Here is a 13,770-nt window from a genome sequence, read left to right as displayed (position 1 = left end):
GGCCTTCGCGTGTTCGAGTACGCGCAGTCAGTGGGCCGCCGGATGAGCGGTCCACCACCAGTTCCGGGTCGTCTGCGCGAACATGGCGGTGATCGTAGCCCATGGAGCGTGTCGTGTCCGTCTCATCCGTCTCACCCAGCGGTCACTGGCGTGGACGGCGGGTGTCGCCCCGTACTGTGGTGGTGTGACCGTGAACGCTGATTCCCACGCCGTCGCCAAGGCGACCTGGCGAGACCTGCCCGCGGCGCAGCAGCCCGAGTACCCCGATGCCGAGGCTCTGCGCGATGTGATCGCGGACCTCGAGTCGTATCCCCCGCTCGTCTTCGCGGGCGAGTGCGACCAGCTGCGCGCCCGGATGGGAGCCGTCGCCCGTGGCGAGGCGTTCCTGCTCCAGGGCGGCGACTGCGCCGAGGCCTTCGACGCCGTGTCCGCCGACCACATCCGTGCCAAGCTCAAGACGCTGCTCCAGATGAGCGCCGTCCTGACGTACGCGGCCTCCGTGCCCGTCGTCAAGGTCGGACGCATCGCCGGGCAGTACTCCAAGCCCCGCTCGAAGGGGACCGAGACCCGCGACGGCGTCACCCTGCCGACGTACCGCGGCGACTCGGTCAACGGCTTCGACTTCGACGAGAAGTCCCGGGTCCCGGACCCGGAGCGCCTGAAGCGGATGTACAACGCGTCCGCCTCGACGCTCAACCTGGTGCGCGCCTTCACCACCGGTGGCTACGCCGACCTGCGCCAGGTGCACGCCTGGAACCAGGACTTCGTGAAGTCGTCCCCCTCGGGCCAGCGCTACGAGCAGCTGGCGCGCGAGATCGACAACGCGCTGAACTTCATGAAGGCCTGCGGCACCGACCCGGCGGAGTTCCGCGCGGTCGAGTTCTTCGCCTCCCACGAGGCGCTGCTGCTCGATTACGAAGGCGCCCTGACTCGCACCGACTCGCGCACGGGCCGGCTGTACGACACCTCCGGCCACATGGTCTGGATCGGTGAGCGCACCCGCCAGCTCGACCACGCGCACATCGAGTTCGCGTCGCGGATCGCCAACCCGATCGGGATCAAGCTCGGCCCGACGACCTCGGTCGACGAGGCGCTGACCTACATCGACCGCCTGGACCCGGAGCGCGAGCCCGGCCGGCTGACCTTCATCGTCCGCATGGGCGCTGACAAGGTCCGGGACAAGCTCCCGGAGCTGGTCGAGAAGGTCACGGCCTCCGGCGCGACCGTCGCCTGGGTGACGGACCCGATGCACGGCAACACCTTCGAGGCGGCCTCCGGCCACAAGACCCGCCGCTTCGACGACGTGCTCGACGAGGTCAAGGGCTTCTTCGAGGTCCACAAGAGCCTCGGCACGCACCCGGGCGGCATCCACGTCGAGCTCACCGGTGACGACGTCACCGAGTGCGTGGGCGGCGGCGACGAGATCTTCGTCGACGACCTGCACCAGCGCTACGAGACGGCCTGCGACCCGCGGCTCAACCGCAGCCAGTCGCTCGACCTGGCGTTCCTGGTCGCGGAGCTGTACCGCGACTAGCCGTCGCGATCAGTAGGTGCATTCCTACGACGAAGGGGCGCGGATCCATGTGATCCGCGCCCCACCGTCGTCTCCGGGGCTTTTACGCGCCGGACCCGCCGGGTAAGGTTAGGTTAGCCTTATCGATCTCGGCAGGAGGTGAACCGCGTGTACGTCTGCTCATGCTTCGGTGTCACGGAGAAGCAGGTCAAGGCCCACGCCGACGCGGGCGCCTGCACGCCCCGCCAGATCGCCTCCGCCTGCAAGGCAGGGACCGACTGCGGCTCCTGCGTGCGGCGCATCCAGGCCATCCTCGGGCGCGGCAACTGCCCTCGACGGGAGCTCCTGGACCAGGGCATGCCGGCCCTGGCGACCGATCTGCCGGTCCCTGACGGGCTCTCCGAGGCCGCGTAGCGCAGACCGCCCGCGGGAAGCGAGCTAGCTCGGCTGCTCGATCAGCGTGGAGATGTAGAGCGCCTCGCCGAGGTTCTCGATCAGTTCCAGCTGGGTGTCGAGGTAGTCGATGTGGTGCTCCTCGTCGGCGAGGATCTCCTCGAAGAGGTTCGCCGAGGTGATGTCCCCCTTGGCGCGCATGACCTCGATACCCCGCTTGAGGCGGTCGATCGCCTCGACCTCCACCTGGCGGTCCGCCTGGAACATCTCGGTGATCGTCTGGCCGACCCGGACGTGGAAGAGCCGCTGATAGTTGGGCAGCCCGTCCAGCATCAGGATGCGCTCGGTGAGCTTGTCCGCGTGCTTCATCTCATCGATGGACTCTTCGCGGGTGTACTTGGCGAGCTTGGTCCAGCCCTTGTTGTCCTGGATGCGGTAGTGCAGCCAGTACTGGTTGATGGCCGTCAGCTCGCCGGTCAGCTGCTCGTTGAGGAACTCGAGGACCTCGGGGTCGCCCTGCATCGCAGAGGCTCCTTCCACGCATGTCTACGTAATGACTGGGCAGGATGGCCGCATCCTCGCACCACGGATGGGGGGCGTCCAGTAAGTGCAGGCTTAGTGGGAGTTGCCCCGATAGGCTCCTACCCCGGTGCTCACTGGTCATGACCACCCCTCGCGGTCTGTCACCATGGATGACATGGGTCAGCCGGAGAGCGGAGTACACCGGGAAGCAGCGCAGTCGGATCTTCCGCCGGGACAGCGGCTGCAGCGCGGCTGGCCGGTCACCCACTACGGCCCCGTACCCAGGTTCAAGCCGGACCGCTGGGAGTTCCGGGTCTTCGGCGCGACCGCCGACGGCGACAAGCGGTGCTGGAACCACGAGGAGTTCTCGGCTCTGCCGTTCTCCACGGTGGTCGCCGACCTGCACTGCGTGACGAAGTTCAGCATGCTCGGAGCCGAATGGGGCGGGGTCCCCGCCCGGCACGTCCTGGAGCTCGCCCCGCCGGCCGCCAACGTCACGCACGTGATGGTCTGGGCCGAGTACGGCTTCAGCGCCAACATGCGGCTCTCCGACTTCGCCGCCGAGGGCTCGATCTTCGCCACCCACAAGGACGGGGAGCTGCTCACCGCCGAGCACGGCTTCCCGCTGCGGCTCGTCGTCCCCCACCTGTACGCGTGGAAGGGGCCCAAGTGGGTCCGGGGCGTGGAGTACATGACCGCCGACCGCCGCGGCTTCTGGGAGGAGCGCGGCTATCACAACATCGGTGACCCGTGGACCGAGCAGCGCTACTCCTACCAGGAGGAGCCGGGCGACGGCCCGGAGCTCTAGGTCGCATCCGGAAAGCCCCGCCTGGGTCGCGGCGCCCCGTACGCACGCTCTCCAGGCGTCCCGGGCCGTCGCGCGGCGCGCGGTTCCGGCCGGTCTCAGTGGTGGTAGCGGTGGACCACCGCGTGGCCCTTGCCCCGGCCGATCATCCACTTGTTGACGGGTGTGGTGATCAGGAAGGCGACGAGGAAGGCGAAGGCGAGGGCGCCCCAGAAGAGCGCGTCCGACAGGTGCGCGTCCATGGCGCCCGGCACCAGCAGCAGGACGCCGTTGTCGACGATCTCCATCACGGTGATGGAGAGGGTGTCGGCGGCGAGTGCGACGCCGACGGCCGCCTTCAGCGAGAGTCCGGCCCGCACGACGGCCCAGAGGGTCAGTGAGTAGCCGAAGAGGAAGGCCAGGGCGATGGCGAGCACCATCGTCGGGGCGTTGCCCCAGCCGAGCGCCGTGCCGATGATCATGCCGAGGACCTCGCCGATGGCACATCCGGTGAGGCAGTGCAGCGTCGCCTTCACGGCCATGGACCAGGAGACCTCGCCGCCGCCGTGGTGCCGGTGGTCACGCCGGTGCTCGTCGGGGTGAGGGGGGCGGACGTCCTGCGGCTCGTGCTGTCCGTGGTTCCGGCGGCCGGAGTGGTGGTCGTGCGCTTCGTGCTCCATGGCGGGCCCCCAACGTCGGGTAGCGGTTCCTGCCTCTCCAAGAACCGTATACCCCCTGGGGGTATTCCTCAACGGGAAGTCACTCGCGGAGCTTCTTCAGCAGCTCCACGTCCGCCACATGGCCTTCCTTGCCGCCGGGCGTCTCGATGACCAGGGGAACACCCTCGGTCTCCGGATGGCGCATCAGCGCGCGGAACGGCTCCTGCCCGATGTGGCCCGCCCCGATGTTCGCGTGCCGGTCCTTGTGCGCGCCGACGACATCCTTCGAGTCGTTGGCGTGGATCAGCTTCAGCCGGCCCTCGCCGACCGTCTCCACCAGCAGGTCCAGGGTCTGGGTCGCGCCGTGCGGACCGGTCAGATCGTGCCCCGCCGCGAAGATGTGGCAGGTGTCCAGGCAGATCCCGAGCCGGGGATGGTGTTCCAGCGCGTCGAAGTACGGCCCGAAGTCCCACGTACGGGAACAGAGCGAGAAGCCCTGGCCGGCCGTGGACTCCAGGAGCAGGAAGGGGTCGTCCTCGTGGGTCAGCTCGTCGAGCAGCGGCAGCATCCGCTCCCTGACCTGCGCCAGTGCCTCCTCGCGCGGCCGGCCCCCGGTCGCGGAGCCGGTGTGCACGACCACGCCCTTCGCGCCGATCTCCCGGCCCCGGCGCAGTGAGTGCCGCAGGGACTCCACCGACCGCTCGACCGTGGCCTCGGTGTGGGAACCGAAGTTGATCAGGTACGGAGCGTGGACCCACGCCGACATCGAGGCGGCCTCGCACCCGGCGCGGAACCGCTCGTCCTGGGCCGGGCTGCCCACCGGCGTGGCCCAGCCGCGCGGGTTCGCGACGAACACCTGGAGGGTCTCGGCGCCCAGCTCGCGGGCGTAGGCGAGGCCGGTCGTGGCGAGGCCGCCGGCCACGGGGACATGGCCGCCGACGGGGTTGCGCATGAGTCCTACAGTCCCTTGGTCGTGAGGGTGATGGTGGAGCCCTCGGGGGCGGTGGCGCCGCCCTCGACGGACTGGCCGGAGACGGTGTCCCCGAGGAAGGGGAAGGTCTTCTTGACCTCCACCTCGAAGCCCGCGCCCTCCAGCCGCTCGCGCGCCGCGTCGACCTGCTCGCCCGTGACGTCGGGGACCTCGATCATCCGCGGCCCCTTGGAGACCGTGAGGGTGATCGTGTCGCCCCGGGCGGCGCGGCTGCCCTCGGCGAGGGACTGGGCGGCGACCGAACCGGCCGGCTCCGGGGAGTCGATCCGCTCGGTGGCGACCTTCACGGTGAGACCGGCGTTCCGCAGCGTCTCGGTGGCGTCGGCCACCGACTCGCCGGCCACCGAGGGGACCTCGATCGGGACACCCTTGCTGACGACGAGGGCGACGGCCGAATCGGGGGCGCGTTCGGTGCCGGGCTCGGGATCGGAGCTGATCACGGCTCCCTGCGGGACGTCCTCGCTGAAGGCCTCGCCGACCACGCCGGGAGCCAGGCCCTCCTCGGTCAGGATCCGCCGGGCCTCCGCGAGCGGCTTGCGCTTGAGGTGGGGGACCTTCACGGTCTCCGGGCCGCGGGAGAGGGTGAGCGTCACCGTGCCGTTGCCGCGCACGCGCTCGCCGGGTGCGGGTTCGGTGGCCATGACGGTCCCGCGCTCGAAGACCTCGCTGAACGCCCGGCGGGTACTCCCGACGTCCAGGCCCGCGTCCTTGAGCCGCTGCGCGGCCTGGGCCTCGCTCTGCCCGAGGACGGCGGGAACGCGGGTGAACTGGCCGGAATTGATGTACCAGACGCCGCCGCCGAGCCCCAGGACCACCAGCACGACGGTGAGGACGAGCCAGGGGCCGCGGGGGAGGGACACCCGGCGGGCACCGGCGCCCGCACCCGTGGCGGCCCGGTGCTCCGGCCGCGGCTCCGGCTCCCTCGCGAGCCGGCTCGTGTGCTGCGTCACGGCGGCGCGCGGGATCACGCTGGTCCGGTCCTCGGAGCCGTCGTGGCCCTCCCCGAGCGCCTCGGCGCGGGCCTGCGGCGGTACCGCGTCGAGCTGCTCGTCGTCGAGGGACGCACGGGCCTCCCGCGTGAGGGCGAGGAGCGCGACGGCGTCGTACGGGCGGACCTCGGGGTCGCGGGCGGTGGCACCCGCCACCAGCCCGTCCAGTGCGGCGGCGAGCCCGGGGACGGCGGCGGAGGGAGCCGGGACGTCGGTGTTCAGGTGCTGGTAGAGGACCTGCGCGGGCGTGTCACCGCCGTGCGGCTTGCCACCGGTCAGCATCTCGTACAGCACGACACCGCACGCGTACACGTCGGCGCGGGTGTCGGCGGTGCCGTGCTCGATCTGCTCGGGGGCGAGGTACGAGACGGTGCCGAGGACGGAGCCGGTGGTGTTCGTGGCCGAGCCCACCGCCCGTACGAGACCGAAGTCGGCGACCTTCACCCGGCCGTCGTCCCCTATCAGGACGTTCTCCGGCTTCATGTCGCGGTGCACGAAACCGGCCCGGTGCGCGGCGCCGAGCGCCGCCAGCACGGGCTCCAGGATGTCGAGCGCGGCCCGGGGCTGCAGGGCTCCGCGCTCGCGCAGCACGTCCCGCAGCGTGCAGCCGGCGACGTACTCCATCGCGAGATAGACGTACGCGCCGTCCGCGCCCTGGTCGAAGACCCCGACCACGTTGGGGTGGGAGAGCCGTGCCACGGACTTCGCCTCGCGGATGAACCGCTCGACGAAGGTGACGTCGGTCGCCAGCGCCGGATGCATCACCTTGAGCGCGAGCACCCGGTCGAGGCGGGTGTCGACGGCCCGGTAGACCGTGGCCATCCCGCCGACGGCGACGCGCGCGTCGACGCGGTAGCGGCCGTCAAGCAGCCGCCCGACGAGAGGGTCCTGAAGGGTCGTGTCCACGGCCCCGAGTTTACGAGCCCGGGCGGACGCCCCGTCCCCGCCACCGTGGACTGCAGCGCACCTGTGACGGGACGGGGTGAGGCGGATCACCTCGTCAGAACGCCGGACGCTCCGGGTCGAGAACAGCGCGGCCCTCCGTGGGGGACGAGGCCTCGGCGAAGTGGCGGCGGGGGATGCGGCCCGCCCGCCGGGCCAGCCGGCCCGCCTCGACGGCGTGCCGCATCGCCGACGCCATGAGCACCGGCTCCTGCGCCCGGGTCACCGCCGACGCCAGCATCACCGCCGCGCACCCCAGCTCCATCGCGAGCGCCGCGTCCGACGCCGTCCCCGCGCCCGCGTCCAGGATCACCGGCACCCCCGCCCGCTCCACGATCAGCTGGAAGTTGTGCGGATTGCGGATCCCGAGCCCCGAGCCGATCGGCGAACCCAGGGGCATGATCGCCGCGCACCCCACGTCCTCCAGCTTGCGCGCGAGCACGGGGTCGTCGTTGGTGTACGGCAGGACCGTGAAGCCGTCGTCCACCAGCGTCTCCGCCGCGTCCAGCAGCTCCACCCCGTCCGGCAGCAGGGTCCGCTCGTCGGCGACGACCTCCAGCTTGATCCAGTCGGTTCCGAGGGCCTCCCGCGCCAGGCGCGCCGTCAGCACGGCCTCGCCCGCCGTGAAGCAGCCCGCCGTGTTCGGCAGGACCCGGATCCCGAGCCGGTCCAGGACCGAGAGGACCGAGCCCTGCACCGTCGGGTCGAGACGGCGCATCGCGACCGTCGTCAGCTCCGTGCCGGCGGCGATCAGCGAGCGTTCCAGGACGTCCAGGCTGGGAGCCCCGCCCGTGCCCATGATCAGGCGCGAGGAGAACTCCGTACCCGCGAGGACGAAGGTGTCGTCGGACATCGCGCTCAACCCCCCTGCACGGCGGTGAGGACCTCGACCCGGTCGCCGTCGCCGAGGACGGTCGCGGGCCACTGGCCGCGCGGCACGACGGTCTCGTTGACGGCCGCGGCCACCCCCGAGGGCGCCGAGGTCAGGGTGGCGACGAGGGCGTCGAGCGAGACGGGGCCCGCGAGCTCGCGCGGCTCCCCGTTCACGGACACGTTCAGCACGTTCATGCGGGCTGCTCCAGACGTACGGGAGAGAAGCGGCGGGGAGTGAAGGGGCGGGCCTCGTCCGGGAGCGTGCCGGTGGTCAGCACCTCCGCCATGACGTCGCCGGTGACGGGGGTGAGCAGCACCCCGTTGCGGTAGTGGCCGGTGGCCAGATGGAGCCCCGGCAGCGCGCTCGGGCCCAGCAGGGGCGCGTTGTCCGGCGACCCGGGCCGCAGACCCGCACGGGTCTCGGTGAGCGGCAGCTCGGTGATGCCCGGCACCAGCTCGTGCGCGTCGCGCAGCAGCTCGTACACCCCGCCCGCCGTGACGGTGGTGTCCCAGCCCAGCTCCTCGCTGGTCGCCCCGACGACCAGCTCGCCGTTCTCACGCGGCACCAGATAGACGTGGCTTCCGCGCACCACGGCCCGCACCGTCCGGGACAGGAACGGCGCGTACGCCGGCGGCACACGCAGCCGCAGCACCTGCCCCTTGACCGGCCGTACGGGCGGCAGCACCTCCTCCGGCACACCGCCGAGCCGGCCGCTCAGGCTCCCCGCGGCCAGGACCACCTGCTCGGCGTCGAGCGGAGTCCCGTCGGCGAGCACCGCGCCCGCGGCCCGGTCGCCCACCACCGTCAGCCGCTCGGCGACGCTCCGGTGGAGGACCACACCGGCCCGCTCGCAGGCGGCGACCAGCGCGTCGGCGAGCCTGCGGGGATCGACCTGATGGTCGCCGTCGACCCGCAGCCCGCCCCGGACCCCCGGCGCCAGCATGGGCTCCAGGCGACGGCACTCCCGCCCGCTGAGCCACTCCGACTCCAGGCCGCAACGGATCTGCAGGGCGTGCAGCTCCCGCAGGTGCGCCCGGTCGTCGGCGTCCAGGGCGACGGCGAGGGTCCCGCAGGAGCGGTAGCCGACGTCGTGGCCGGTGGCGTCCCGCAGCTCGGCGACGAAGTCGGGATAGCGGCGCGCGGAGGCGAGGTTGAGGCCGAGCAGGGTCTCCTCGCCGTAGTGCAGTTCGGTGACGGCGGCGAGCATGCCGGCCGCGACCCGCGCCGCCCCGCCCCCGGGCTCCGGATCCACGAGCGCCGTCCGCAGCCCGCGCTGCGCCGCGCGCCAGGCCGTGACGAGGCCGATGATCCCGCCCCCGATGACGAGGACGTCCGAGGACGTACGGACGTGTGACGTACGTGATGGCATGGGCGTCCAGCCCCTCCCTTCGCCGGCATGACCCGGATCAGGTTCGTACGGTCGGAGGCCGGCCAGCCTCCCTCTCAGCCCGGTGCGTCCGGGCTCCCGCGAGTGCTCTACGTTGGCGGTCAGACTATCCCCAGCCGTCGGCGCCCGGTAAGGGAGCCTCCCGCCCGCAGGAGCGGCCCTGGGGAACGCGCGTGTCGGGTCGGGCCCGATCCGGGGCAGACGGACCGGGTGAGGGACCGGCCCGGCGCGAGGGAGCGGCCACCTTCCTGACGTCGCGTCAGCTGCGTAAGGTGATCGGGTGAGCGAGCAGAAGCAGGCACAGCAGCATGTCGTGATCGTGGGCGCCGGCATGGCGGGGGTGCAGACCGCCGTCGCCCTGCGCGAGCAGGGCTTCGCGGGCCCGGTCACCCTCATCGGCGCCGAGCCGCACCAGCCCTACGACCGGCCCCCGCTCTCCAAGGCCGTCCTCCTGGGCAAGGCCGAGGACTCGGCCTTCGACCTCGACTTCGAGGCGCTCTCCATTGAGTTGCGCCTCGGCCTCGAGGTCACCGGCCTGCGCGCCGGCGACCACGCGATCGACACCGAGGCCGGGGCCGTGCCCTACGACGTGCTGGTCATCGCCACCGGCGCCCACCCCGTCACCCTGCCCGGCACCGAGGGCGTGCCCGGCGTCCACCTGCTGCGCACCCTCGACGACGCCGCCCGGCTCAAGCCCGTCCTGGAGCAGCGCCACGACATCGTCGTGGTCGGCGCGGGCTGGATCGGCGCCGAGTTCGCCACCGCCGCGCGCGAGGCCGGCTGCGCCGTCACCGTCGTCGAGGCCGCCGACCGGCCACTCGCCGGTGCGCTGCCCGCCGAGGTCGCCGCCCCGATGGCCCGCTGGTACGAGGAGAGCGGCGCCACCCTGCTCACCCGCGCGCGCGTGGACCGCGTCGAGACCGGCAGCGTCGTCCTGGCCGACGGCCGGCCGCTGGCCGCCGACGCCGTCGTCGTCGGCATCGGCGCGCGGCCCGCCACGGACTGGCTCGACGGCTCCGGCGTCGCCCTCGACGCGGGCGGCTCGGTCACCGCCGACGACCGGCTGCGCACCTCCCTACCCGACGTCTACGCCGTCGGCGACTGCGCCTCCTTCCCCTCCGCCCGGTACGGCGAGCGGCTCCTCGTCCACCACTGGGACAACGCCCTCCAGGGGCCGCGCACGGTCGCGGCCGACATCATCGGCGAGACCCCCGGCGTCTACGACCCGGTGCCCTACTTCTGGTCCGAGCAGTTCGGCCGCTTCGTCCAGTACGCGGGGCACCACACCACCGCGGACGCGCTGGTCCGCCGCGGCGACCCCGCCGGGGCCTCCTGGTCCGTCCTGTGGCTCCGCGAGGGCGTCCTCGTCGCCCTGCTGGCCGTCGGGCGCCCCCGCGACCTGGCCCAGGGCCGCAAGCTGATCGAGGCAGCCGCCCGCATCGATCCCGAACGGGCCACGGACCCCTCCGTGCCCCTGAAGGCGGCCGCACTCTGACGAGCGCCCGGGAAGTCCCGCCGTCCCAGGAGCGCCCTCCGAGGCCCGTCCTCCGAGGAGTGCCCGCGAAGTCCCGCCGTCCGAGAGGCGCCCACCGAGGCCCGCCCGGCCCGCTCCCGGCCCGGGCCGGCCGCTCGTCGGCGGACGCTCGCCGGGGCCCGACTTCCGACTGTCAGCCCCAGATGGCAGGCTTGTTCCCGTGACCGAGATTGACGCAAGAATCGATGCTCTCGTCCCCGCCTGGCTCTACCTCCCCGACATCGCGGAAATGCTCGATGTCGAGGTGACGCGTGTGCGGCAGCTGGTCAAGGAGGGCCAGCTCATCGCCGTGCGCCGCGGGGAGAACCGGGCGCTTCAGGTGCCCGCCGCCTTCATCCAGGGCGACAAGGTGGTCAAGGGTCTCAGCGGGACCCTGACGCTGCTGAAGGACGACGGCTTCTCCGACGAAGAGATGCTGGAGTGGCTCTTCACTCCCGACCCGACCCTGCCGGGCACGCCCGCGCAGGCCCTCAGCGAGAATCGCGGCACGGAGGTGAAGCGCCGCGCCCAGGCGCTCGCCGTCTGACGCACCCAAGACAGCACAGGACGCCGTGGGGCCGGGCCCGCCCGGCCCCACGGCGCCACCGCACCGACCGGGGGGAACCACCCATGTCCACGCCACGCGCGCAGCTCGCCGACGCCCGGCTCTACCTCTGCACGGACGCCCGCAGGCGCCAGGGCGACCTGCCCGCGTTCCTCGACGCCGTGCTCTCCTCCGGCGTGGACATCGTGCAGCTCCGCGACAAGGGCATGGAGGCCGGCGAGGAGCTGGAGCACCTCGCCGTCCTCGCCGACGCCTGCCGCCGCCACGGCACGCTGCTCGCCGTCAACGACCGGGCCGACGTCGCCCACGCCATCGGCTCCGACGTGCTGCACCTGGGGCAGGGCGACCTGCCAGTCCCCGCGGCGCGGGCCGTCCTGGGCGACGAGGTGCTGATCGGCCGCTCCTGCCACGCCGAGTCCGAGGTGGACGACGCCGTCGCCGCGCCGGGCGTCGACTACTTCTGCACCGGGCCCTGCTGGCCCACCCCCACCAAGCCCGGCCGGTACGCACCGGGCCTCGGGCTCGTGCGGTACGCCGCCTCCCTCGGCCAGGAGCGGCCCTGGTTCGCCATCGGCGGCATCGACGAGACCACCCTCGACGAGGTCCTGGACGCCGGGGCCCGCCGGATCGTTGTCGTCCGGGCGATCACCGAGGCCGACGACCCGGCCGCGGCCACGGCCCGCCTGGCCAAGCGGGTCCGGGAGCGGATCTCCGGATGACGTCCGTCTTTTGACGATGTCCATCTTTCGGACTCCGCTTCGTCGGCGGGGGTACCCCGTCTAACCTGCCGGTATGGCCCTTGGTACCGCTTCCACCCGCTCGGACCGCGCGCGCACGGTCCGCGACATCCTCGCGTCCGGTGCACGCTCGTACTCCTTCGAGTTCTTCGCGCCCAGGACCGAGAAGGGCGAGCGAAGCCTCTGGAACGCCCTGCGCAGAATCGAGGCGGTCGCCCCCAGCTTCGTCTCGGTGACCTACGGCGCCGGCGGATCCACCCGCGGCGGGACGGTCAAGGCCACGCAGAAGATCGCCGCCGACACCACCCTCACCCCGGTGGCGCACCTCACCGCCGTCGACCACTCGGTCGCCGAGCTGCGCAACGTCCTGGGCCAGTACGCCGACGCCGGGATCCGCAACATGCTCGCGCTGCGCGGGGACCCGCCGGGCGACCCCCTCGGGGAGTGGATCGAGCACCCGGAGGGCGTCCAGTACGCCGCCGACCTCGTCCGGCTGATCAAGGAGTCCGGCGACTTCTGCGTCGGCGTCGCCGCCTTCCCCGAGATGCACCCCCGCTCCAGCGACTGGGACACGGACATCCGGCACTTCGTGGACAAGTGCCGCGCCGGCGCCGACTACGCCATCACCCAGATGTTCTTCGATCCGGAGAACTACCTCCGGATGCGTGACAGCGTCCAGAAGGCCGGCTGCGAGACGCCGATCATCCCCGAAGTCATGCCCGTTGTGAACGTCAGGACCCTCGACCGGCTGCCCCAGCTGAGCAACGCGGCCTTCCCCGCCGACGTGAAAGAACGCATCCTCGCCGTCAAGGACGATCCGGCCGCTGTACGCTCCATTGGCATCGAGTTCGCGACGGAGTTCTGCGCGCGTCTGCTCTCCGAGGGTGTCCCCGGACTGCACTTCATCACGCTGAACAACTCCACCGCGACGCTGGAGATCTACGAGAATCTCGGACTGCACGTGCAGTCGTGACCGGCGTACCCGCCCCAGACCCGCGGCGGTGGCCGTAGGAGAGGGGCGGGCATGGGGTGGACGGTCCTCTACATCGCGTTCGGTGTCGTGGCGTTGTGGCTGCTGGGTGAGGTGCTCCTGCAGTACAAGGCGCGGCTGCGCTGGCGCGTCCTCGCGTTCTGCGGCTTCCTCGGCGTCGTCTTCGGCGTCCTGCTGCCGTCGGTCGCCGTGATCATCGCCGGCGCCGTCGCCTTCGCCGTCGGGCAGACCTACGTGACGCTCTCCTTCCGCCGCGGCTTCTCCACCGGCTGGGCCATCGGCGGCAGCCCCGGCGCGAGCCGCCGCCGTCGGTCCGCCGCACCGGCCGAGGCCGCCGGTCCGACGCTGGAGGTCACCGAGGTCGCCTACGAGCCGGTGGCGCCCGAGCCGTCCGCCGCCGACGCCTTCGCGGTGTACGAGCCCCAGCCGATGCCCGACGACACGGGCCAGTACGGCGTCTACGCCGGCGCGTACGACCAGGCGGAGCCCCGGTCCGAGGCGGGCCAGGCGTACGGCGGTGGTTACGACCCCTACGCGCAGCAGTACGGGCAGCAGCCCGCCTACGACCAGCCCGCGTACGACTACGGCTCCGGGCAGCAGCAGTACGCCGCCTACTCCGACCCGTACATCGGCCCGGGCACCGACGGCCAGCAGTACGCCTCGTACGACTACGGCACGCCCGGCCAGCAGCCCTATGCCGACCCCTACGTGTCCGCGTACACCTACGACACCCCGCCCGGCGGCGTCTGGGTCCCGCAGCAGCGGGACGGCGAACAGCCCCCGTACCAGCAGGGCCAGGAGAACCACGACTACGGCAACGACCAGCAGTACCGGTACTGAACCGGCCCGTCGGACCGGCGCCCCGCCGTGCGCCGCGCGTCGGGGAGGCCGGTTGTGCTCCGGGCTGCCT

At 72.2% G+C, this 13,770-nt stretch carries 16 protein-coding genes and 1 riboswitch; of the genes, 8 read left to right on the top strand and 8 right to left on the bottom strand.

What is annotated here, in order from left to right; translation table 11 throughout:
- Positions 1-27: 27 nt before the first annotated feature.
- Positions 28-84 (bottom strand): trp operon leader peptide, encoded by a 57-nt coding sequence (locus ACZ68P_RS01645; protein ID WP_093653364.1) that lies wholly within the window; start codon positions 82-84, stop codon positions 28-30.
- 100 nt (positions 85-184) lie between these two features.
- Between ACZ68P_RS01645 and ACZ68P_RS01640 the strand changes: the two genes are divergently transcribed.
- Positions 185-1,534 carry a class II 3-deoxy-7-phosphoheptulonate synthase gene (locus tag ACZ68P_RS01640; RefSeq protein ID WP_471000958.1) on the top strand — a complete coding sequence of 450 codons (1,350 nt, stop codon included), beginning with the start codon at positions 185-187 and terminating at the stop codon, positions 1,532-1,534.
- A 138-nt stretch (positions 1,535-1,672) separates the two neighbouring features.
- On the top strand, positions 1,673-1,927 hold the full coding sequence (locus ACZ68P_RS01635) for a (2Fe-2S)-binding protein (RefSeq protein WP_365718951.1): 255 nt from the start codon (positions 1,673-1,675) through the stop codon (positions 1,925-1,927).
- A gap of 24 nt (positions 1,928-1,951) precedes the next feature.
- On the opposite strand, the gene bfr is transcribed toward ACZ68P_RS01635, so the two are convergent.
- The gene (gene bfr, locus ACZ68P_RS01630; protein ID WP_471000954.1) at positions 1,952-2,428 is read right to left on the bottom strand and encodes a bacterioferritin; all 477 of its coding nucleotides are present in this window, start codon (positions 2,426-2,428) and stop codon (positions 1,952-1,954) included.
- A gap of 175 nt (positions 2,429-2,603) precedes the next feature.
- On the opposite strand from bfr, the gene ACZ68P_RS01625 reads away from it, so the two are divergent.
- Entirely contained in the window at positions 2,604-3,236 is a 633-nt protein-coding gene (locus ACZ68P_RS01625; RefSeq protein WP_471000952.1) for a sulfite oxidase-like oxidoreductase, read from the top strand.
- 95 nt (positions 3,237-3,331) lie between these two features.
- Here ACZ68P_RS01625 and ACZ68P_RS01620 read toward each other — a convergent pair whose 3' ends face one another.
- From ACZ68P_RS01620 to thiO, 6 genes are all read right to left on the bottom strand, one after another.
- Positions 3,332-3,892, bottom strand: coding sequence for a DUF4396 domain-containing protein (locus ACZ68P_RS01620; protein ID WP_471000949.1), 561 nt, complete (start codon positions 3,890-3,892; stop codon positions 3,332-3,334).
- Positions 3,893-3,971: 79 nt separating this feature from the next.
- A complete protein-coding gene (locus tag ACZ68P_RS01615) occupies positions 3,972-4,823 on the bottom strand; it encodes a deoxyribonuclease IV (protein WP_471000946.1) in 852 nt (283 codons plus the stop codon).
- A gap of 5 nt (positions 4,824-4,828) precedes the next feature.
- A complete protein-coding gene (pknB, locus tag ACZ68P_RS01610; RefSeq protein WP_471000943.1) occupies positions 4,829-6,757 on the bottom strand; it encodes a Stk1 family PASTA domain-containing Ser/Thr kinase in 1,929 nt (642 codons plus the stop codon).
- 94 nt (positions 6,758-6,851) lie between these two features.
- A complete protein-coding gene (locus ACZ68P_RS01605) occupies positions 6,852-7,646 on the bottom strand; it encodes a thiazole synthase (RefSeq protein WP_471000940.1) in 795 nt (264 codons plus the stop codon).
- 5 nt (positions 7,647-7,651) lie between these two features.
- On the bottom strand, positions 7,652-7,852 hold the full coding sequence (gene thiS / locus ACZ68P_RS01600; protein ID WP_471002383.1) for a sulfur carrier protein ThiS: 201 nt from the start codon (positions 7,850-7,852) through the stop codon (positions 7,652-7,654).
- Between the two features lie 5 nt (positions 7,853-7,857).
- On the bottom strand, positions 7,858-9,036 hold the full coding sequence (gene thiO / locus ACZ68P_RS01595; RefSeq protein WP_471000937.1) for a glycine oxidase ThiO: 1,179 nt from the start codon (positions 9,034-9,036) through the stop codon (positions 7,858-7,860).
- Positions 9,034-9,146, bottom strand: a riboswitch (TPP riboswitch). (Overlaps the previous gene by 3 nt.)
- A 239-nt stretch (positions 9,147-9,385) precedes the next feature.
- Between thiO and ACZ68P_RS01590 the strand changes: the two genes are divergently transcribed.
- The 5 genes from ACZ68P_RS01590 to ACZ68P_RS01570 all read left to right on the top strand — a co-directional run bounded on the left by ACZ68P_RS01590 (position 9,386) and on the right by ACZ68P_RS01570 (position 13,700).
- The gene (locus tag ACZ68P_RS01590; RefSeq protein ID WP_471002379.1) at positions 9,386-10,549 is read left to right on the top strand and encodes an NAD(P)/FAD-dependent oxidoreductase; all 1,164 of its coding nucleotides are present in this window, start codon (positions 9,386-9,388) and stop codon (positions 10,547-10,549) included.
- Between the two features lie 199 nt (positions 10,550-10,748).
- Entirely contained in the window at positions 10,749-11,114 is a 366-nt protein-coding gene (locus ACZ68P_RS01585; protein WP_365718931.1) for an Rv2175c family DNA-binding protein, read from the top strand.
- Between the two features lie 83 nt (positions 11,115-11,197).
- Complete coding sequence (thiE, locus tag ACZ68P_RS01580; RefSeq protein ID WP_471000933.1) at positions 11,198-11,851, top strand: thiamine phosphate synthase; 654 nt, start codon at positions 11,198-11,200, stop codon at positions 11,849-11,851.
- Between the two features lie 73 nt (positions 11,852-11,924).
- Positions 11,925-12,842 (top strand): methylenetetrahydrofolate reductase [NAD(P)H], encoded by a 918-nt coding sequence (gene metF, locus ACZ68P_RS01575; protein ID WP_365718927.1) that lies wholly within the window; start codon positions 11,925-11,927, stop codon positions 12,840-12,842.
- A gap of 51 nt (positions 12,843-12,893) precedes the next feature.
- The gene (locus tag ACZ68P_RS01570; RefSeq protein ID WP_471000929.1) at positions 12,894-13,700 is read left to right on the top strand and encodes a hypothetical protein; all 807 of its coding nucleotides are present in this window, start codon (positions 12,894-12,896) and stop codon (positions 13,698-13,700) included.
- The last annotated feature ends 70 nt before the right edge of the window (positions 13,701-13,770 follow it).

It is taken from the genome of Streptomyces sp. NPDC036822 (genome assembly GCF_055609145.1).
The sequence above is the reverse complement of the archived record's forward strand: the minus strand, read 5'-3'. Positions and strand labels throughout refer to the sequence as shown.